The sequence below is a fragment of the Corallococcus sicarius genome (assembly GCF_003611735.1).
Taxonomy (GTDB): Bacteria; Myxococcota; Myxococcia; order Myxococcales; family Myxococcaceae; genus Corallococcus; species Corallococcus sicarius.
This window is the reverse complement of the sequence record NZ_RAWG01000071.1, coordinates 17,341-35,392: the sequence shown is the minus strand read 5'-3', so window position 1 is coordinate 35,392 and position 18,052 is coordinate 17,341. Positions and strand designations below refer to the sequence as shown.

At 64.5% G+C, this 18,052-nt stretch carries 19 protein-coding genes, 1 tRNA gene and 2 pseudogenes; 8 read left to right on the top strand and 14 right to left on the bottom strand.

What is annotated here, in order from left to right; genetic code table 11:
- Window positions 1-120 precede the first annotated feature (120 nt).
- Window positions 121-197 (top strand) — tRNA-Pro (locus D7X12_RS14020).
- Here D7X12_RS14020 and D7X12_RS14015 read toward each other — a convergent pair.
- The 3 genes and pseudogenes from D7X12_RS14015 to D7X12_RS45025 form a co-directional block, all read right to left on the bottom strand.
- Window positions 198-953 (bottom strand): annotated as a pseudogene (locus tag D7X12_RS14015) (tyrosine-type recombinase/integrase); the annotation flags it as partial.
- 24 nt (window positions 954-977) lie between these two features.
- The gene (locus D7X12_RS42385; RefSeq protein WP_147443653.1) at window positions 978-1,466 is read right to left on the bottom strand and encodes a hypothetical protein; all 489 of its coding nucleotides are present in this window, start codon (window positions 1,464-1,466) and stop codon (window positions 978-980) included.
- 129 nt (window positions 1,467-1,595) lie between these two features.
- Complete coding sequence (locus tag D7X12_RS45025; RefSeq protein WP_279637178.1) at window positions 1,596-1,721, bottom strand: hypothetical protein; 126 nt, start codon at window positions 1,719-1,721, stop codon at window positions 1,596-1,598.
- 428 nt (window positions 1,722-2,149) lie between these two features.
- Here D7X12_RS45025 and D7X12_RS43705 point away from each other — a divergent pair, with 428 nt between their 5' ends.
- The 3 genes from D7X12_RS43705 to D7X12_RS14005 all read left to right on the top strand — a co-directional run bounded on the left by D7X12_RS43705 (window position 2,150) and on the right by D7X12_RS14005 (window position 4,581).
- Entirely contained in the window at window positions 2,150-3,181 is a 1,032-nt protein-coding gene (locus D7X12_RS43705) for a TIR domain-containing protein (RefSeq protein WP_208719012.1), read from the top strand.
- A 27-nt stretch (window positions 3,182-3,208) separates the two neighbouring features.
- The gene (locus D7X12_RS42380; RefSeq protein WP_147443652.1) at window positions 3,209-3,670 is read left to right on the top strand and encodes a hypothetical protein; all 462 of its coding nucleotides are present in this window, start codon (window positions 3,209-3,211) and stop codon (window positions 3,668-3,670) included.
- Window positions 3,671-3,775: 105 nt separating this feature from the next.
- A protein-coding gene (locus tag D7X12_RS14005; RefSeq protein ID WP_439329367.1) for an IS5 family transposase occupies window positions 3,776-4,581 on the top strand; the annotation gives its coding sequence in 2 pieces (ribosomal slippage) (window positions 3,776-4,121 and window positions 4,121-4,581; 807 coding nt in all).
- Between the two features lie 66 nt (window positions 4,582-4,647).
- Here the strand turns inward: D7X12_RS14005 and D7X12_RS14000 are convergent.
- The 6 genes and pseudogenes from D7X12_RS14000 to D7X12_RS13980 form a co-directional block, all read right to left on the bottom strand.
- Window positions 4,648-6,474, bottom strand: coding sequence for a hypothetical protein (locus D7X12_RS14000; protein ID WP_341868220.1), 1,827 nt, complete (start codon window positions 6,472-6,474; stop codon window positions 4,648-4,650).
- A 158-nt stretch (window positions 6,475-6,632) separates the two neighbouring features.
- Window positions 6,633-7,175: a hypothetical protein gene (locus D7X12_RS42375; protein ID WP_147443651.1), complete on the bottom strand. Its 543-nt coding sequence runs from the start codon at window positions 7,173-7,175 to the stop codon at window positions 6,633-6,635.
- Window positions 7,176-7,183: 8 nt separating this feature from the next.
- On the bottom strand, window positions 7,184-8,164 hold the full coding sequence (locus tag D7X12_RS42370) for a hypothetical protein (protein ID WP_147443650.1): 981 nt from the start codon (window positions 8,162-8,164) through the stop codon (window positions 7,184-7,186).
- A 79-nt stretch (window positions 8,165-8,243) separates the two neighbouring features.
- Window positions 8,244-8,798, bottom strand: coding sequence for a type 1 glutamine amidotransferase family protein (locus D7X12_RS13990; RefSeq protein WP_147443649.1), 555 nt, complete (start codon window positions 8,796-8,798; stop codon window positions 8,244-8,246).
- Window positions 8,799-9,099: 301 nt separating this feature from the next.
- On the bottom strand, window positions 9,100-10,689 hold the full coding sequence (locus D7X12_RS13985; RefSeq protein ID WP_120625775.1) for an IS1182 family transposase: 1,590 nt from the start codon (window positions 10,687-10,689) through the stop codon (window positions 9,100-9,102).
- A 111-nt stretch (window positions 10,690-10,800) separates the two neighbouring features.
- Window positions 10,801-10,982 (bottom strand): annotated as a pseudogene (locus D7X12_RS13980) (IS481 family transposase); the annotation flags it as partial.
- A gap of 108 nt (window positions 10,983-11,090) precedes the next feature.
- Here D7X12_RS13980 and D7X12_RS45360 point away from each other — a divergent pair.
- Window positions 11,091-11,273, top strand: a complete 183-nt coding sequence (locus D7X12_RS45360) for an AbfB domain-containing protein (RefSeq protein ID WP_369333653.1) — start codon at window positions 11,091-11,093, stop codon at window positions 11,271-11,273.
- Complete coding sequence (locus D7X12_RS44270; protein WP_369333654.1) at window positions 11,216-11,374, top strand: AbfB domain-containing protein; 159 nt, start codon at window positions 11,216-11,218, stop codon at window positions 11,372-11,374. The genes D7X12_RS45360 and D7X12_RS44270 overlap by 58 nt, the downstream gene beginning before the upstream one ends.
- A gap of 93 nt (window positions 11,375-11,467) precedes the next feature.
- Here D7X12_RS44270 and D7X12_RS13965 read toward each other — a convergent pair whose 3' ends face one another.
- On the bottom strand, window positions 11,468-12,670 hold the full coding sequence (locus tag D7X12_RS13965) for an NAD-dependent epimerase/dehydratase family protein (protein ID WP_120625773.1): 1,203 nt from the start codon (window positions 12,668-12,670) through the stop codon (window positions 11,468-11,470).
- Between the two features lie 343 nt (window positions 12,671-13,013).
- On the opposite strand from D7X12_RS13965, the gene D7X12_RS13960 reads away from it, so the two are divergent.
- Window positions 13,014-15,641 carry a HEAT repeat domain-containing protein gene (locus D7X12_RS13960; RefSeq protein WP_120625772.1) on the top strand — a complete coding sequence of 876 codons (2,628 nt, stop codon included), beginning with the start codon at window positions 13,014-13,016 and terminating at the stop codon, window positions 15,639-15,641.
- Between the two features lie 314 nt (window positions 15,642-15,955).
- Complete coding sequence (locus D7X12_RS13955) at window positions 15,956-16,195, top strand: hypothetical protein (protein ID WP_120625771.1); 240 nt, start codon at window positions 15,956-15,958, stop codon at window positions 16,193-16,195.
- A gap of 10 nt (window positions 16,196-16,205) precedes the next feature.
- Here D7X12_RS13955 and D7X12_RS13950 read toward each other — a convergent pair whose 3' ends face one another.
- The 4 genes from D7X12_RS13950 to D7X12_RS13935 all read right to left on the bottom strand — a co-directional run bounded on the left by D7X12_RS13950 (window position 16,206) and on the right by D7X12_RS13935 (window position 17,889).
- Window positions 16,206-16,598 (bottom strand): hypothetical protein, encoded by a 393-nt coding sequence (locus D7X12_RS13950; protein WP_120625770.1) that lies wholly within the window; start codon window positions 16,596-16,598, stop codon window positions 16,206-16,208.
- Window positions 16,599-16,606: 8 nt separating this feature from the next.
- The gene (locus D7X12_RS13945; protein WP_147443648.1) at window positions 16,607-17,002 is read right to left on the bottom strand and encodes a hypothetical protein; all 396 of its coding nucleotides are present in this window, start codon (window positions 17,000-17,002) and stop codon (window positions 16,607-16,609) included.
- 61 nt (window positions 17,003-17,063) lie between these two features.
- On the bottom strand, window positions 17,064-17,486 hold the full coding sequence (locus D7X12_RS13940) for a hypothetical protein (protein WP_120625768.1): 423 nt from the start codon (window positions 17,484-17,486) through the stop codon (window positions 17,064-17,066).
- 7 nt (window positions 17,487-17,493) lie between these two features.
- Window positions 17,494-17,889, bottom strand: coding sequence for a hypothetical protein (locus D7X12_RS13935; RefSeq protein WP_147443647.1), 396 nt, complete (start codon window positions 17,887-17,889; stop codon window positions 17,494-17,496).
- Window positions 17,890-18,052: the final 163 nt, after the last annotated feature.

Genomic DNA, 18,052 nt, shown 5'->3' with positions numbered 1-18,052 from the left:
GTATAAGAGACAGGAGGGAAGGGGTGCGCGAAAGAGGGCGTTGACTCAAGAAAGCGGGTCGGATAGATCCGCCTCCGCTTCGCCGGGCCCGAGAGCAGTTCCTGGCGCAGCACCGGATATCGGGGAGTGGCTCAGCCTGGTAGAGCACTTGGTTCGGGACCAAGGGGTCGCAGGTTCAAATCCTGTCTCCCCGACCATCATTCAAAGGGCGCGGAACCTTGGAGAAATCCTCGGGTCCGCGCCCTTCGTCTTTTCCGGGCTTTGCTTGGTGGTAGCGGCCGGGTAGCGCAATTTGTGCGAAGCGGTGCGAAGCCGTGGGGCGCGGGGCCAACCTCGGGCCGGTGGACGGTGAACTCCGCGTCGATGATCGGGGCATCCGGCAAGGTGTCCACTGTGGTGCGAAGGGCCTCCACCTCGAGGTGACCGTAGGTGTCCGCTGTCAGCTTCACGTCCCGGTGCCGGAGGATGCGCTGGACGTGCTGGAGGGGGACGCCCGCGCGCAGGAGCAACGTGGTCGTGGTGTGCCGCAGGTCGTGGAAGCGCATCGGCCGAGGAAGGGCCCGGGGCCACAGCTTCATCCCGCAGGCCGGGCAGGTACGGGAGGCGGTATCGGGGTGACGCTCGGTATGGGGCTTGCCCTGCGCCTTGCACCGTCGGCAGACATGCTCGTAGTCCTCGACCAGTCCCGCGCGAACCAGCGCGTGACGCAGCACCTTCTGTGGGTCGGCTTCGGGCGAGCGCATTCGCCCTTGGGCATCGGGGAAGAGCAGCTCACCGGGCGAGGCCGCCATCGCTGCGCGCAGGTAGGGCACCAGCGGCTTGGCGATGGGGATGATGTCCGCATGGCCGCCCTTAGTGGTCTCCTTGTCGTAGGAGCGGGCGATGGTGAGCGTGCCCATGGCGAGGTCCACGTCGCGCTTGCGCAAGCCGAACAAATCGCCCTTGCGCATGCCGGTGTAGAGGCAATGCCGTTCACTTTAGGAGCGGAGTCGACGTAGCGGCCTGCGGGAGCGTGCTCGACGGACCGGCCGAGGACGCTTTCGTGGGTAGCTGCTCATCTTGATTTTCACCGCACGCGGATAGCATCGGTGGCTTCGCCGAGGCGGAAGGATGAAGCGTTTTACTTCTTCTCGCAGGCGGCGCAGATGCTTGGGAATGGCGCCAGGGCTGGCGCCGGCCAGCCACATCCACTCGTCGCGGATGAGACGTAGGGCCATGACGAAGCTGATTCGGGTGGGAGGCACGTCGGCCTCTTCGGCGATGCGCTCCATCTCCAGCCGCACCAGATTGTAGGCCAATCCCACGCCCCAGAGTTCCTGCGCGACCCCACCGGGCTTCTGGCTGCGGATGGCCTTTTGTCTCTCCATCATCTCCGCCTTCACCTCTTCATAGCCGAGTTCCAGCTCCCACCGCTCGTGGGAGAGGGCCACCACTTCGCTGGCGGGATAGGCTTCGGCATCCAGCAACGAGGTCAGGAACTACTGAGGCTGAAAGCCTTTGCGCTGGTAGCGGATGGCGCGCGCCTCGAAGCGCATGGGCAAGGAGTCGTCCTTCTGGCGGGTGCGATAGCTCACCTGCATTTCCAACAATTCCTCTCACTTTCCCAAGTGCTTCACCGTGCACCAAGCCGTATTCTTCTTCGCACGCAGCAACCAGTGCCGGTTCTTGCCCTCCCTGGTCTGCGGCACAAGGATGCCGGCGTTGAGGAAGTTGCGGTCCATCACACACAGCGAATCATTGGGCACCTGGGCCACACCTTCAGGGCGTACTCGCGCTCATCCGTCCCGTAGGGCCCGAATTGCGCCGCAGCAGGGCCTCGGCTCGTACGTCGCGCACCATGTGACATGTGCCCGGGTGGCGAGGGGGAAGTCCTCCTCGTCACTCGGGTCAGCTTTTTGGTCGTGAAAAAGCACACATAGATCCATGAAGGCACACGTCAAGCCACAGCCACCTGCCCTTGTGCCTTTGCCCGGAGCCTGTTGGCTCTCATTAAGTGGCAGGAGTGCGATGTGCCCAGACATCCTTGATAACGAAACGGGTACGATAGGCCGTAGGCATCGACGCAGCGCCCCCTTCGGCTCGGGGCACCGCCTACAGCCACCAGATCCTCTGGGTCATCAGAGGCCGACAAGCTATTATCCGCCGCAATATGGGTCCGTTCAGTGGCAAGACATTCAGCGGCAGGACAAAGGCGCTTCTAGCCGACTTTCTCGACGCGGCGCTTACGCGCAGTGAAATCAAGCAAGTCGCGCTCAAAGCAGACGTCCCAGAGGAAGCGCTGTCACGAGCACAAGGCAATAAGAAAGATACAGTGCTCATGCTTATTGATCTCGTCCAGGAACTGACGCCTTCCTCAGCGCAAGAAATCATACTGAACCTTTTTAGAATTGCAGTAGAGGAATATCATGGAGCTGAACGAGCTGAGGCCCAATATAAACTCCTTCATGAAGCTCTCACGTCTGCTGGTCTCCTGACGCAAGGGCAGAGCCTGCATAACTCGAATAAAAACGAAAAGCCTACATTTAATCTGTTCGACTTCGAGCCCCCCTCCCCTGAGTTATCCCCGTTTCCGATAGAGGGGCAGCGCGGGCCCGAAGGGACTTCTCCAATAACAATGACTCCAGCATTTATGTCCAAATCACAAGGCATCCAACCAGATCCTCGAAAGGTCTTCGTTATCCACGGAAGGAACGAGGCGGCAAGGAAGGCAATGTTCGCGTTCCTTCGCTCACTTCACCTTGAACCCATCGAATGGTCCGAGGCGCGCTCACTAACCGGCCATGCATCACCGTACATCGGAGACATTCTCGACGCCGCCTTTAAGCACGCAACGGCAGTGGTTGCCCTATTCACCGGAGATGATGAAGCTCGACTCCGCCCCCAGCTCCTAGGCACTGGAGAAAAGGAGGAACCACTCACCCCCCAAGCTCGACCGAACGTCCTTTTTGAGGCTGGGATGGCAATGGGGCGAAATCCACAGCGCACGATCTTTGTCGAACTCGGGCAACTTCGTGGGTTCAGCGATATCGCGGGTCGCCATGCTGTCCGACTCACCGATAACCCAAAGCACCGCCAAGAACTTGCTCAGCGCCTGCTCGATGCCGGTTGTACCGTGAACATGAAGGGGACGGATTGGCATGATTCCGGTGACTTCGACAACGCGCTCATGAAGTCCGTCTGACGAAAGCAAGGACTGGTCGAGACTTCGATGCCCCCGAAGCGCACGCACTCAGTTAAGGATATTCCTGGCTTTGAACCAGTCGATGTACATCCTCTCCCAGACAACTGGATCTCGCTCTGCAGGAAAGAGATAAATCTCAACGGTTTTCTATGTCAGGACAACAGCATCAACGTCGCCCGGATCTTGGCCCATGAGGTGACCTCCGATAAAATTTTGGTGATTTCAGGCTTGGCATACCCACCCAAGAAGCGCAGTGATGGGACGACCATCCAAGATGCCAAGATTCCACGTGCCCATGTGTGGATTCGTATCAATAGCCAAGATTACGATCCAACATGGGGGAACCACCTTGGGTGGAACTTGACGCTGGCGAAGTACTACGCTGCTTTCACCACTGAATTGCAGATGATCCCGGAGAATATTGCCGAAGCTAACTGCTTGCCCCGCCTGAAGACATTTGCGGGCAGTCATGGCATTGACTATAAATAAATTGGCGGCCCTCAGATAAAGCAGCTATGATTTACATATAACAGCACCTAACGAAAGTCAGGGCTGAGCTGGCCGTTGGCAAGGGGCATCCTCAGCTTGAGGGGCATGGTCCGCGAACTCGTCCCCTACGCTTTCTGGCAGCGCGTGGCGCCGCTGCTGCCTCCACCCCGACCCAAGAAGAAGCTGGGCCTGCCCCGAGCGGACGACCGGGCAGCACTGGAGGCCATCGTTTTCGCCCTCCGGAGCGGCATCCCGTGGGAGATGCTGCCTCGCAAGCAGTTCGGCCTGTCGGGCATGACGGCCTGGCGCAGGTTGAAAGAGTGGACCCGCGCCGACGTGTGGGAACAACTCCAAGCGCGGCTCCTCGATGGACTGGGACTGCGCGGCAAGGTGGACCTCTCCCGGGCCTCCATCGACTCCTCGTCCGTGCGGGCGTCAAAAAGGGGGCCCCCACGGGTCCAAGCCCGACGGATGGAGCGAAGGCGGGTAGCAAGCATCATCATCTCGTAGAGGCCCACGGCCTGCCGCTCACCGAGTCGGTGACGGCGGCCAATGTGCACGACACGCACGAACTCTTCCCGCTCGTCGACTCCGTGCCCGCGGTGAGGATGCCTTCAGGGCAGCGACGCTTCCGCCCCGCGAAGGTCCACGGAGATAAAGCCTACGCCTCCAGGAAGAACCGACTCGGCCTGCGTCTGCGCGGCGTCGCTCCGCGCATCGCCCGTCCAGGTGTGGAGTCCAAGGAGCGTCTGGGCCGCTACCGCTGGGTCGTGGAGCGCACGCTGACCTGGAAGAACCAGCTGCGCCGTCTTCGCGCCCGCGACGAACGCAGGGACGATGTCCACTTCGGATTCCTCGTCCTCGGCTGTTGCGTCATGCTCCTGCGTCGCCTCTTCCCTGACATTTGTTAGAGGCTGTTAGCCATATCTATGCGCAGAGGGGGCATTCTGCTGCGTAGGCACCGTCATGTTCCCGCTTTACTCCCTATCGACGAGCTTGAGGAGGTGCTGTTCCCTCAGCTCAGTTATGGCAACGCCCTTGCCCCTGAGCTTCTTGATCTCATCCGGCTTCAGGCTGGTGAGGATGATGACTTGGCCAGTCTGGCGCTGCGCCTGAGCGGCAAGAAAATCACACCAGGACTCACGGTGCTCGTGATCAGGATTTTGCTGCAGCGGCTCATCAGCCAGAAGGAATCCTGGGTGATTACCGCCACTTTTTAATGCGACTTCAAGCAGTGCCCAACAATATGCAAGAATTAATCGGGGTTGATCGCTGGCAGAGCCAAGTGAGCGCAATCGGCGCTGGCCTGCCATCGGCACATAGCGGTCATCAAGGTGGACGTCGTCTATGACGTGCACCGCTTCGCTGTGGCCCAAATCCAAGAGAAGAGATTTGAATGTTGAGGTGAACTCTGAAACGACTCGGTTCTCGCGTTCGATCTCGCTCCTCTCGTTCTTGGCCGGGTCCGTCGACAGTACCCGAGCGCACCATTGCTCAAGTTCAGCCTGCAAATCAGACAGCCTATTGGCAAGCGACCTAGCTCGGTCCAGTTCTCGTTCGGTGTTAAGGATGCGCGCAGCAAGCTCAGCGACGCCTTCGGCAGCTGGTGTCCCCGCGTCGTTCATTAACTTCAAAAAACGTATTGAAGACGCATAGGTCTGTTCCATCTCCCTGATTTCATTGGTGAGTTTCTGGAGTGTCACGGCAGCGTCGTTGAGGGCACTGCGCAAAGCGTCCGCGTCTCGCCTTGATGCTGCGATGTATGCACCGACAGTCGAGGCAGCCTGCTCATGCAAATCGAACTTCTCTGGGGAGATCAGGCTGTGGCAGGTCGGGCACTCCGCCGTATCAAGGACTCCAATGTTTTCGCGCTTGAGTCGAGTCAAATCCTCGGCAGACTGAATCCTGGCCTTGGTTGCCTCAAGCACCTCTGTCTGCGCGGAGCGTTGAGTTCGCAAGGTCTCTATTTGTTGCTGCTTCTCATGTATTGCATGCTTCAGGTTGATAACCTTGCTGGATGCTTCAGCCGCCGCAGCATCGCTTGCCTTTAGCTCTGTGGTGGAGTTGAGTCGTTTCTGTAGCTGGCCAGCTAGGCTGGTCAGGCGTTCGTGCTCTGCCTTGAATGTCCAGCCGAAGCTCTGCGCAAAGTAGTCGTTCAGTTTGAATTCTCGGTACCTGCGGGCCCACTCAAGAACATCACCACGTGTTGGAATATCTGCATCCCAGCCATACTCCGCCGCGAGTTGCTTTACCCTGTCTGACCAAGCGGCCAGCTCATCCTTAACCCGGCGCTGTCCCAGTTCGGCGCTCTGGCGAACCCGTCGTTGAGTGAGCCGATGGTTCAGTCCGAGGATGTATTCAATGGCAGCTTCACCAACTTCAAGTTGGCGATAACGGACGATCTGCAAATTTTGGAGTTCCGACCACCCCTCGCGCTGCTCTAGGAAGAAGAGGGGGGCGAGGTTCTCAATATAAAGTGAAGCAGTGGCCCCTGTCGGGGTCATCACGTCCGCGACTGGAAGGCCAGCCCACTTGAACAGAGCCGCTTGAAATCCACCTGCGGAATCCGCCATTGAGCCTGCAATTAGAGTTCGTCGGACCCCTGAGGCGGGGAACTCAACCTCCACCCTTCCCGGAACTCCGCCAGTGATGGCTCGCCGAACAATGGCTCGCTCGTTGCCGAAGGACATCTCGACGAACGCATGGGAGTGGATAACTTTCGACGGCTTCCCGCTTTCCAAGAGGAACTGCGAGCGAGCACCTTCAGGGAAAATGCTTGGGTCATTTCTCTGCAGCCCGAACATCGGTTCCAATCCGAGGCACCAAGCAACGGCACTCACCGAAAGGGATTTCCCGTAGCCATTCTTGCCAGTGATTACTTGGAGGCCAGCTTCGAAGCTGAGCGTCCCCTGGAAGGGCCCATATTCAGAATCGCCCGAAACTCCTGCACGTACTAGATTGATCACTGGACCCCCAGCATGGCCAAGGTGGGGCGATTCTCGGAAAGCTGCTTGAGCGCAGACCTTTCGGAGACGAATAGGCTATGACTATCGACAGTCTGAATCAGCGAGTGAAGTCGCTTGTGGCGCTTCGGATGGAATACCACGTTTTTCTCGTCGCGCTCCAGTTCGCCTATGGCGGAAAGGAAGCCAACGACCGCAGTCGGGGTCTGATCAGTCAAGAACCCGCGTGGCAGGAGAGGCCAACTCTGCAGGTCCAATTGAGCGCCCTCCATTCGATGCTCTCGCCACAGGAGGTAGTCCCGCAGCAGTCGAGGTCGAGGCGCAATGAACTGGGCGAATTTTAGCAGAGAGTTGTTGAGTCTGAGTTCGTCGCTGTCGTCGCCCTCCGAGGGTTTCGCAAGCGCCACAATCGCGCAGGCAGTCATACATAAGGCATAGAGTGCATCGTACTGGGCGGGTATGATTGGACGTTGTGCGCTAAAGCGTGGTTTGAGATTCGTGCCACTGAGCAGTTCGACCAATTCCGCAGTTGTGTTCTCCATTTCTAGAGTCATCGCCAGTCAATGTCGCACTCACCTACGAGTTGAGCCGTTACTCGCCGCGCGAAGCGCTGCGCATCCTGCTTAGGGAGCGGAATTTCTGTATGCAGGCGGTCAGCTAGATCAGTTTCGAAGACCATAAGTCGATCCGCGAGATTTTGTGGTGTCGCACTGAGAAATTTCACAATCACTTCTTCGCGAATAGCCTCGATCGTTGCGAAGATCCGCTTGTGAGCTTGAGGATGGTTGTTGTTGAGTTCTTCAAGCATTCCGAGCTGAGAAAGCCATTGCTGATGAAAGTTATTCCGAAGGGCTTGTACGCGCACTGGGTTCGATACTGATGCGAGCACGTTCATTTTGTCGTCGAACCCAGACAAGTCAGATGGGGCCGTCGTGGGGGCCGTAGGCTGATTGAGCATCTTCGACAGTAAGCTGCTCTCTAGGCGTGCCTGGTAGCTTGGGGTGACCGTCAGCCTATTTGTGATCTCGTGCGGTCCCTCAATGGTGATTGTGCAAGCCGGTTCCATGTATGTGCATGGGCTATTCGGCTTGATTGCTGCAAACCAAGTGTTGAGGGGCCCGATGACAGTGTTGCTCTTGAATGAGTTGACGACGAGATAGATGTGCTTGAGCTTCGTCTTTGCTGGAAAAACCTTCGACAGCGTGGTGTTTGGATGTGGTATTAGCTTTTTGGGCTTCTTTGGGTTGAACTCCAATATGCGCATTAGGTCTGCTTTGAACTTGTCGAGAGTCTTTTTCGCGACGGCCTTGGGCGCAAGGGTGTCGATGTTCTCGATGCCATAGCAGCAGTATCCGACAGTGAAGTTTTCGGCGAGACCATCCAGCCCTCCATCACCCTGCGGTGCGGCTGGGATCGACTGGAAGTCCTGATGGTTATTCGCGAGGAGGCCGGTGATGGCCACTTCGAAGTCGTCGCCCTCAAGCAGGGCGAGCCTCCTCGCGCATTCGACATGTGGAGGAACTGCGCTCATGGGGAAGCCAAGGCAGGGCGACTGTGCGAGGTGGCGGTCGTAAAGGGCTCTGGGTTTCGGATGCTATCAGACCTGAAGCTTACCCTGAGAAAGGCCCGTAGGTCACGGGGCAACAGCCTATAGAAGCATTAATGAATAGGGGCTCTGTTGAAGGGCTGGTGCAGAGGGGGCGAGGCGGGCTGTGGACGGGGCCACCCAGGCTGTGTGCTAGACCGATGGAGCGACCGTGCAGCCCCTTGGGGCACACGCTCAGCACCGGCGTCCGCGTCCGGGCGGCGAGCGACAGAAGCACGGACTCCGTCTCGTCGCGCTCGGGGACCGCGTCCGGGCCCGTTCCCGGAGCGTCGTTGCCTCCACTCAGGATGACGAGCCCCGGACGGAGGGCTTCGAACTGGGCGACGGCCGCGGCGGCCACGTTCACCGCGGGGAACGGCACCCAGCCGGCCTCCCTCAGGCCCGAGGCCCAGGAGTCCTCGAGCGCATCCCGCACCTCTGGACGCCCCGGGACACGCTCACGGCCGTGCCTCACCCGTTCCCGAAGATGCTCAGCCAGCGCGAAGACGATGGCCGCCATCATCTTTCGGGTGAGTGTCGAGGCCAGCAACTTCCTCACAGCGCTCAGCATGGCGTTCACCCCCTTCCCGCCGGACTGATGACGCATCGCCCATACCGTGACAGATATGGGGACGAAGCCTTCTCCTCGGTCCTTATCCCATCATGGTGAGGAGATTTTCCTCATCGAGATGCGCCATTGAAGAGATGTGAGAAATCTTCCCATGCCTCAGGATCAGATTGCAGAAGACGTCCAGCGCGAACGTCCTACGCAGCAGTCCAGCGAGAGCCCCGTCGCGGCGTGCGCGCTCCATCGCAGCCTGGGCCGGGCTCTCCTCCTCCAGCCCCGGCTCCGCCCCCGCTAGAGCGCCGAACAGGTTAGGTCACGCCGCGCGCTGATAGCGCGCGGCGACCTCGAGGTTTTGGACGACCGCGAGTCGCCTGAGGTCAAAGAGGTTGCGGCGCGTGCCTCGATATCGGGCCTTCGGGCCCTGGCGGTTGGCGAGATGTGCCAGGCAATGCTCGACGCCGACACGCTCGCGGAGTCCTGCGCGGCCCGCGCGCGACTGCAGACGTGAGCGCAGACGCTTCTGGAGCCGCTCATCGTCGCCCATCGCGACGCTGCGCCCCCTGCCGGACGCGGCCTGAGTACAACGCGAGCGCAGCTTGCACGGCCCGCAGGCTTCCGGGTCGAACTGCACGACGGCACCGGGCTCGAAGGGCTCCACCTCGCCAGCAGGGCACGTGAGGGTGCCGGCGCGGATGTTCACTTTGAAGTCGCGCTTGCCGAACAGTCCGGGCTTCGCGCTGGCTCCTCGCCACGGCCGGCAGACGACGTCGCCGCCGCCGCTTGCCAGCACGTCTTCGGTGATGGAGCTGTGGAGGTACGCCCTGTCGATGAGGAGGACGTCGGGGAAGAGGTCCTGGTGGGCCATGTCTTCCTGCAGTGCAAGGGTCGCCTCCTCTTCGGGGCGGTTGGCTGGCGTCACGGCGCAGGCGACCACGAGGTCGGTGTCGAGGTCGGTACCGACGTGCTGCTTGTAGCCATTGAATCGCTTGCTCTTGCTCTTGCGCCCGTGGCGCATGTCGGCGTCCTCGATGGAGATGCGCCTGTCGGCCGCCACGCCCTGTCGAATCTGAACGCCGCCCTCGGGGCGCGGCTCGAGGTCCTGCGCCTTCACCTGCGCGAGCGCTTCGATGTAGCGAGTCAGCGGAGCCGCGACGCACGACTTCGACTGCTTCGCCACCCAGGCCATGAGGCAGTCGAGCTGCCGGCACAGGCGATTGAGTGCGTCGAGCTTCGCGTCGGGCGCGTTCCAGTCGATGTCGAGGCCGGCCTTGATGCTGCTGGCCATCAGCAACGGTGCCTCGGCCTGCTGACACACCTCCTCAACGTCGGTACCGAGCGCGAGCGCCATGCCCTCGGCCACCTTACGGCCTGCATGGCCGAGCAGGTTGAGGGTGTCCTCAACCCGCCCGGCCCCTTCTAAAGGGCGGCTGTCGACCCCCACTCGCAGCGTCTTCGGCGTCTTCTTGAAGTCGAACCCCTTTGTCCGCTTCGCCACCTCGACGGTGCGCTCCAGCAGCCGGCGGTCCATCTCGGTCGCGATGAGTCGCTCCCGGAATTGCTGCAGCCCGCCCTGGGAGAAGGCGGGCTCGTCCTCGTCCGCACCGAGCCGGTCCAATACCATTCGCCACCGGCTGTCGGTGCCCGACAGACACACGGCTTCGGCGTCCGAGGCCTGCGTGTAGGCCTGCACCAGCAGCGCCATGCACATCATCGCGGGCGGCTGCGGCGCTTGCCCCTGGCCCGTCTGTCGGTACATCGCTTCGAGCTCGTCCTGAAAGGCCTCGTCGAACAACTCGTGCCGGTGCTCGCGCAGGAAGACGAAGAGCTTCCTGCTCTTCCCTGCGAGCTTCAGCAGGCGCTGCTCCCGGGCGCTCTGCTCCACAGTCGGCTTCCAGCGGTCCATGAGCCACCTCCGTGAGGTGGCGACCTGATCACACGGCAACAGCCCGCGTCGAACGCTCGCGCAAGTACTCGACTTTCCTCGGGCAGAAACCTGATCGGCGCTCTAGAAGGAGCCTGCACCACCGACCGAGTCGCGGCGATTGCCGGTCACGCGGTGGCTCGGGCGCTCAATGAGTCCGAGCTTCTTGGTATCGATGTGCAGCAGGTCACCCGGCTGCTTGTGCTCGTATCGTTTCGTTGTATTGGCTCGCGTGGCGCCAGGTCCGAGAGCTTGGAGAGGCCGGCCCGTGCCAGTCTCGGTGTTCATGCCGTCCAATCCTTGAATCCAATCTCTTGAAGCTTCGTCTGGGCTGCGTCGACCGCCTTGCACTCATCCGGAAGGGCATCATTGACCTCCGACGGGTGCGAGCTGCTATCTCCGCCGAGTCCGGGAACTCCCCCCCGGTCACTTACCTGCGCCACGCCGAGTACCGGGTGTGGCTGAACGCCAACGACGGCACCGCGCTGTTCCGTGCGGACGCGACCTTCTGTCCGCGAGGGACCTCCGCCGGCTTCGACTGGGCCAGCTCCAGTCCTTCAACATGACTGGCCACTTCCTGCGCCACCGCGACTTCGAGTTGTGGGTAGAGCCCGGGACGAGTCTGTCCTTCGAGCGCGACTCGACCTTCCGCTTCACGACGCGGTAGCGACCGGTCCCGGACTCCGAACCCGGTGAGGGGGCTGAGCTGGAGACGGACCGGGCGGCGAGGGACTGCGCCCCCACCGCGCGGCCCGTGCCCTCAGCGCTTCGCCTTCTGCTGCGCTGTGTGCCAGGCCTCGAGCACCTCGGCCTCGCGCTCGGGCTTGAGGCCCGCGCGGCTGCTGAACTTCTGCTGCAGCTCGGGCGGCAGCCCCTCGAACCAGGCCACGGTGTCGCGCGCCGTGTCCGCGATGGGGCGGAAGGTGAGCCCCCGCGCGATGGCCCGCTGGCTGCTGACCTTGTTCGCCCCGAGCATCTCGGGCTCCACGGGGATCCACACCGGCATGTCCTGCCAGGGCGACACGTTCTGCTTCTCGAGGAAGGCGGCCGGCACCCAGGTGAGGCGCGTGTCGCTGGGCACGCCCTGCTTCACCTGCTCGAGCATCGCGCGCATGGCGAGCGGCTGCGCGGGGCCCACGGCATTGAAGGTGCCCATCGCCCGCTGCTCGACCATGTCGAGGGTCCACTTCGCCAGGTCGCGCACGTCGATGACCTGGGCGGGATCCTCACCGGAGCCGGGCGCGAGCACCTCGCCGCCGCGCTTCATGCGCAGGGGCCAGTAGGTGAAGCGCCCGGTGGGGTCGCCGGGCCCGACGATGAGCCCCGGGCGGATGACGGTCACCCGCCCCGGCATCGCGGCCTCCGCCGCCTTCTCGCTCAGGGCCTTGAGGGCGCCGTAGTGCGCGGACACGTCCTCGCTCGTCTCGTCCGGCAGGGTGGCGAGCGGGGCGCTCTCGTCCACGCCCGGCTTGTCCCTGTTCGCGTACACCGAGAGGGTGGAGATGAAGACGTAGTGCTTCACGTGGGGCGCGAGCAGCTTCGCGCTCGCCCCGACGATGCGCGGCACGTAGCCGGAGGTGTCGATGACCGCGTCCCACTGCTTGCCCTCGAGCGCGGCGAGGCCGGGCGCCTTCTGCGGGTCGCGGTCTCCCTGCAACTGCTCGATGTCCTTCTCGCTCGCGAAGAGGCCGGGGCGCGTCTTGCCGCGGTTGAAGAGCGTGAGCTGATGGCCGCGCGCCTGGGCCGCCTCCACCAGCTCGGGGCCGAGGAAGGCGGTGCCCCCGAGGATGAGGATGCGCAGGGGCGCGGCCTCCGCCTTCGGTGCGCTCGGTGCGGCAGCGGCGGCCTGCGCCCCGCCCGCGTCCGTGCCTCCCGACTTCTTGCCCGCGGCGCAGCCTGTGGCCACCAGCGCCGCGGTGAGCAGCGCGCCCTGCACGACCTGCCTACGACCCAGCCTCGTCATGTGTCTCCCCTCGGTGCTGCGCTTCAGAACGGCTCGCTTCGAAATCGGCCCTGGCGCGCGGCGCGCCCAGCAACGCGAGCCCGAACAGCCCCATTCCCAGCGCGGTGAGCCCGGACTGCAGCCACACGCTGGCCAGGTCTCCCCCGCGGTACACGGCGGTGTCGATGAAGCTCTTGGACTTGACGCGGTCGTACTCCGTTGTCCGCGTTCGGCCGTAACGCCACGCACTTCGAAGCGAGCGATTCCAGCTCGGTCCGCGTCCCGAAGACGTGACGCGTAATTCAAGCCCCTGGAAAATGAGACAGTGGAACCCAAGGCCAGACAGTTGTAACCCGGTGACATCATGTCCGTCCCCGCCCGTCCAGAGGCCGTTCCCCCTGAGGCCGAGTACCTCGCCGAAAGGAACCAGTGGGCTGAAGGCCCCCGCGTCGACGGAAAGCGGCACGGCCGCTGGCGCTTCTGGCGGACGGAGGGCTCGCTCCAGGAAGAGACCGATTACCAGCAGGACGTCGAGCACGGGCGCTCGGTGCGCTACCACCCCGACGGCTCCCTCTCCGTGGAAGAGCAGATCGATCAGGGGCGGTCCGTGGAGCTCATGCTCCATCGCACCGACAAGCCCACCGACGAGCTCAAGCTCAACCTGCCCTCCGTCATCCGGCGGCTCCACATGCGGTACGAGGAGGGCTGGCAGAACTTCATCCAGTTCCTCGGCGACACGGGCCAGCCCCTGACCCAGGCCGGTGAGCCGGCTCCCACGAGGCCCGCCCACATCCCGGAGGGCGCCTACCTCACCGACACCGCGGACGCGTGGAAGACGGGCCTCTTCAACTCCCAGGGCGCGTTCAAAGGACTGCACCGGTACTGGACGCTGCAGGGCGAGCTCGGGGTGGTGCGCTACCACTCCGGGAGGCGGACGACCGTGGGCAGCCGGTTCCCCGACGTCCAGCCGGACGGCAACCCGCTGCTCCACGCCGCCGCGGAAGGGGACACCGCGGCCGTCGAGGCGCTGCTGTCGCTGGGCTTCGGGCATGAGCCCGGCGCCGCGCTGCACGCCGCGCTCGAAGGGCAGCTGGAGCTGGCGAAGCGGCTCCTCGCGCTCCCACCCGGTGAGCCCTTCCACCCGCTCGACCCGAACACGCGGCCCGAGCGTCCGAAGCAGCTCCCCACCGAGGCGGTCTGGGTCCCTGCCCGGAAGCAATGGGTTGCCGGAAGGCTGGACCGGGAGCAGGGGCCGGTGGGGACCTGGAAGCTGTGGACGCTCACCGGAGTAGACGCGGACGGAGCGCCGCGGGGCCGCCTCCAGGCGGTGGAGTACCAGGGGAGTCGCCCGCGCTGGCAATGCGACTACCGGACCCTGGAGGAGGGCGGCGAGAAGAAGGAGGAGGCCTGGTTCGACGAAGGGGGCCGCCGGGTCCGTCGCCGGCGCTATGACCCGCCGGAGGACTTCCGCGAGGACGAGTCGCTCCCCTCGGGCGGGTCCATCGTGCGATGGGGGAATCTCCCGGAGCGCATCTGGCGAGAGGAGCGCTCGGATGCACAGGACGCACTCGTCAGCGTCCGTTGCTTCGATGACGAGGGCCGGCTGCGCACGGAGCTGCTGCCGGTCGAGGGGCGTGGACGCGTCTTCGACGCGCAGGGCACCGTGGTGGCCGAGGGCGGCGCCGACGGCAAGCAACTCTCCGGCCGGTGGACCCTGCACCCGGCGGGAGCGGAGGGGCGGGAGGTCGACATCAGCGGCTTCGCGCTCGCCGCGACGGCGGACGTCGGGACGTTGCTGACGCTCATCCACCAGGTGCAAGCAAGCCCCGTCCCTCCCTTCCTGGAGAAGGCCCGGGACGTGAAGTGGGAAGACTTCAGCTCCTACTTCCGCATCGACCCGAAGCGGATCTTCCTCCTGCTGCGCCTCATCGCCCTCGACCACCCGGCGGCGGTCCAGCACGGCGTCGACGCGCTGGGGGATGACCTGTACCACCAGGGCACCGTCTCCGCGCTGGCGGGGCCGGTGCTCCCGTTCCTGTGCGCCATCGCCGCGAACCTCGAGAACGAGACGGCGCTCGGGCGGCTGCTCTCGTTCCTCGTGGAGGTCGGCACCCGCGACCACAACCTCAATGCCACGAACGCGCTGAAGAAGGCCTTCCGCCAGCGAAAGGGAAACACGCCGGCCCAGGCCGCCGAGGCCCTGGAGAAGGCGGGTTTCGAGCCCGCCCATGGCCACTTCCTGCTGGCGCTGGTCGACACCGTGGAGGCCTGGGTGCGGCTGGCGGGACATGCGAACCCGACGGTGAGCCTGGCGGCGACGTCCCTGCTCGGCCTCACGGACGACGCGCGTGCCGCCAGCGCGCTGTGCACGCGGCTTGAAGGCCCGGCGAGTTCGGAACTCCACCAGGCCGCGGCCCGGCGGCTGTCGCTCCACCCGGCCACCGACGCCCTCCGTGCGGCGCTCGAACGCGCGCTGGGCTCGCAGGACGCGTTCGTCCGGGGCGAGGCCGCCATGAGCTGGCTGCGACTCCACCTCCCGGAGCGTGACAGGGCGGTGGCGGAGCTGGTGGCGCAGATGAAAGCGGGACACACGGAGCCGGCCGTGGTGCTCACGCTGCTTCCCGCCAGGGAGCGGGTCCGGCACCTGGGCTCGCTCCTCCAGGCCCTGTCCGAGGCGGATCCTGGCTCCGTCTTCGGAGTCGCGCGCGCGGCGCTCGCCGTCGCGTTCGCGCAAGGCGCCAAGGGTGAACTCTCCAGCTCCCAGCGCGAGGTGCTCCAGACCCTCCTGGGGAACGAGTCCTTCTGGGGGCTCAACGTCAACGCCGCCGCGGTGCTCGGCGAGCGCGGGCTCCCCACCCGGCGCACGGGAGTGGAAGCGCTCCTGCGCGGAGAGGCGGCGGACGCAGCGGACGAGGGCGGCGGAATCCTGACCGTGGCCAGCGGGCTCGGCGGACCGCGCGTCGACTCGTTCCGCGAGGAAGAAGAGGGGTAGCCTCCCGTCTCCGTGAAGTGCCAGGAGGTGGATGCAGCGCAGACCCCATTGCAGGTCAGGGGGCGAGTGCGGCGGCCCACGGGGAGCGGCTCATGGAGCCAGGCGGCAGGCCGCAGGGGCGTGGGCTTCCAGGTCACGGTGGGTGCTTGGGCTCAACACCCCACGCTCTGGGGGGGGACCTGGACCGCCCTCAGGCCCGAAATGATGACGGGCCTCGCCGTGGGCAACCCCATGAACCTGGGCAACCTCATCGGCGTGTACGCGTCGCTGTGCAAGACGCTACGCGCCCCGCTGCGCTTCCCCTCACCGAGGCGATGAAGGACAAGTCCCCCGTCTGGGAGGCGCTCACGCAGCGCCACGGCCTCCCGCCGCACGGCCTGAAGAAGCTGGCCCACTGGGCCTTCGGCGACTTCATCTTCGGCGTGGAGAACGATGCCTTCTTCGACGTGAACAAGGCCCGCCGCTTCGGCTTCCAGGAGATGCACCTGGACAGCACGGAGGCCATGGTCGCGCTGATGCGCCAGCTCCAAGCGGAGAAGCTCATCCCCGCCTGAAGCGGGCCCGTCACGGGCTGTCGATGACCACCCTCGGCGTGGCCCCGAGCTGGATGACGAGGGACGGCTCGCGCGGCACGGGGTCCGCCGAACGGATGACCACCGTGGCACCCTCGACCCGCGGCGGGGTCACGCACTGCACGCCCGACGTGACGACCTGCGTATGCGACGGGCTGTACCCGTCAGCCCAGGTGGCCATCACGCAGTGCTGCTCGCCGTCCGCGTCGCAGTCCCCTCCTGGGGAGCCGTCCCGCGGCACGCACGTGAGGACGGCCGTCACCGTGACGTGCCCGTCCGCGTCGCGGACAGCGGTGGCGGTCCGGACGCCCACCAGGTCCGGGCCGGGGCCGCACGCGGCCAGCAGGCCACAGCACATCAGCATCCAGGGGATTCGCGGGGACATGGGAAGGCTCAAGGGCTGACCATGATGAAGCGGGTGGTGCGCGGATCCACCTGGACCAGGATGCGCAGGTCGCGACCGGCAGGGACGACGCCCGGCGAGACGACGGTCATCGACCTGTAGATGCGGGTGCCGGCCGGCTCGCACGTCCGCTGTGACAACAGGGGCGTGCGGAAGGAGGCGTCCTCCACCGGGTACCAGCCCGCATCGACGCAGAGAGGCTGCTCCTCCGGCCAGCCACAATCTTCGTCCGCCGGTGGCTGCCCCTGGAGCACTCCGCACACGACGTAGACCGCGAGCGACACCCGGCCATCCTCCAGCCGCGTGGCCCGGACACCGGTGATGTCGGGGGCTTGCAGGTCCCCGTCGCAGCCCATGGCGGCCAGCGCCAACAGCATTCCCTTCATGGCACGGCGCATCGCTCCTCCCGGAAGAAAGACCCGCCCTGCATACCAGGACGTGCGCACGTCAGGGGCTCGCGAAGAAGACGCGCGGGCCCTCTCCACCGATGAGGGTCCGTCCCAGCTCCAGGGTCCAGGGCACGTCGCGCGGCACGGGCTCCGGTGAGCGCAACACCACGGTCGTCCCCTCCCAGTGCTGGGGTTTCACACACTCGGAGGTGCGCCAGCCTCCCCCGTAGAAGTGCCGCCCATCCACCCGGACGTCCGGGGTCGGGTACCCGACGAGCTCGATGCACAAAGACTCCCCATCCTTGTCACAGCCGTCGGGCTCCGAGCCGTTCGCGGGCACGCAGGTCAGGACGGCCGTCACGGTGACGTGGTCGTCCGCGTCACGGGTGGCGGAGGCGGCGCGAACACCCAGGGTGTCCCAACGCGGCCCGCAGGCTGTCAGCAGGCCCGCGAGGGCCACGATGATGAAGGTTGGATGCATGGCGGCCTCAGGGGTTGGGGAGGACGACGTTCATCACGCGGGGATCCGCGCTGACGAGGATGCGCAGCCCGGGGTCCCGGTCCACGGCGTCCGGCGTGGTGACCGTCACCTGGGTGCCGATGATGTCGGGAACCTCCTGGCACGACTCCGCCCGGAGCAGCGGCCGGGCGAAGGCCGTGTCGTCGGCCGCGTACCACGTCGCGGAGACGCAGACGCGCTCGCCATCCGCGTCACAGCCTTCCGACCGCGCGAAGCCGTAGACCAGGCCGCAGGCCAGCGTGACTTCGACGGAGACGCGGTCGTCCTCGAGCCGTGTCGCCGTGGCATCCAGCACCCCGGCCGCCTCCAGCCCGGACTCACAGCCAGCAAGGATGGGGAGTAGCAGCAAGAGCCAGCGACGCACGCGCGACCTCCGGGAGCAGTGGGCCCGGCGCCCCGGAGCAACACCCGTGCCCACGGGCCGACAGACGGCATCTCCCGGAGAAGCCTCCCGCAATCCCTGACAGGCATGTCAGGGCATGACGCGCGCGTCCTGCCGCCCGGTCCTCTTGCGTGAAGTAACGGAG